Here is a 1,107-nt window from a genome sequence, read left to right on the forward strand (position 1 = left end):
GCGGCAGACTGTTTCGTCTTCCCGTCTAAACGAGAAGGGCTCGGGATGGCGGCGCTTGAAGCGATGGCGGCAGGGTTACCGATCATCACCTCGAACGTGCATGGGATCAACGACTACTCGGTCGACGGGGTGACTGGTTTCAAGTGTGCCCCGAACGATGTGAAAGGTTTTGCACAAGCTATTCAAACGATGCGACTTGATTTTAAGCTTGCTCAGAAAATGGGTTTTAATAATATGAAGACCGCTAAATCATACGATGTTGAACAATCGAATACAGAGATGCGGCGAATATATAAGTCTATTCATCCATCAGAACACTAAAGTAAGGAGGTGCCGTCATGAAACCAGGTACAGAAGTGAGTATAGTGCGCTACTTAGTACTCATGTATTATTTGCTCGCTACGATCATTTTTTATATGCTCGCAATTTTTGTTAACGGCAATGGTGTATCGTTTCAAATTTTCGGGGGCGGAGATGACGGCGCGTTTTATTGGGAACAAGCCATGAATGTTTTTTATGATTTAACATGGATTCGTACCTCTATTTATCCATGGATTATCGGGAAATATATGCAACTGATTGGCACAGAAAGTGTATTCGCGATTCGTATGTTTAACTTTTTTGGAGTAGCGCTCTTGTTACACTTCTCACTAAAACTGGACACCATTCAAATGACGTCAATATCACCGCAAGAAAATATTTCAGGAATTCAACGAAATGCCTATTTATTGGCTCTCGGTAGTTATGTCGCCTACATTAGTCTATTTTTCAATATTACGACTTCAATTTTTCGTGATGTCTGGATATACATGTTATTCACAACTGCAACTTATCTTGCGATTCGTTGGATTTTTGAAAAGAATTGGACGTATTTTATTCTGCTTCTCCCGACAATCTGGTTGCTAGGTCAATTCCGAACTTACGCGTTACTTTCCTTTGTTTTAGCTACGGGAATATGGTTTGTCTTAAGAATAGTGAAACGTCCACTCTTATTCTTTACACTTTTTATTATTTTGTTCGGTGTCATTTATACATTCTTTATGGATGTGAATGTTCCGATTGTTGACCGAACGCTTCGATCGGCCTTGCAGTATCGATCAAGTGGTC

The 1,107-nt window shown here is 40.7% G+C and carries 2 protein-coding genes; both read left to right on the plus strand.

Going from position 1 to position 1,107, the window contains the following annotated elements:
- The coding region (locus ON063_RS14605; protein ID WP_274665620.1) for a glycosyltransferase at positions 1-321 on the plus strand (321 nt) is incomplete at its 5' end.
- A gap of 17 nt (positions 322-338) precedes the next feature.
- Positions 339-1,107: hypothetical protein (locus ON063_RS14610; RefSeq protein ID WP_274665621.1), on the plus strand; the 769-nt coding region annotated here is incomplete at its 3' end.

The organism is Exiguobacterium sp. B2(2022) (assembly GCF_028823655.1).
In the GTDB taxonomy this organism is placed as follows: Bacteria; Bacillota; Bacilli; order Exiguobacteriales; family Exiguobacteriaceae; genus Exiguobacterium; species Exiguobacterium aestuarii_A.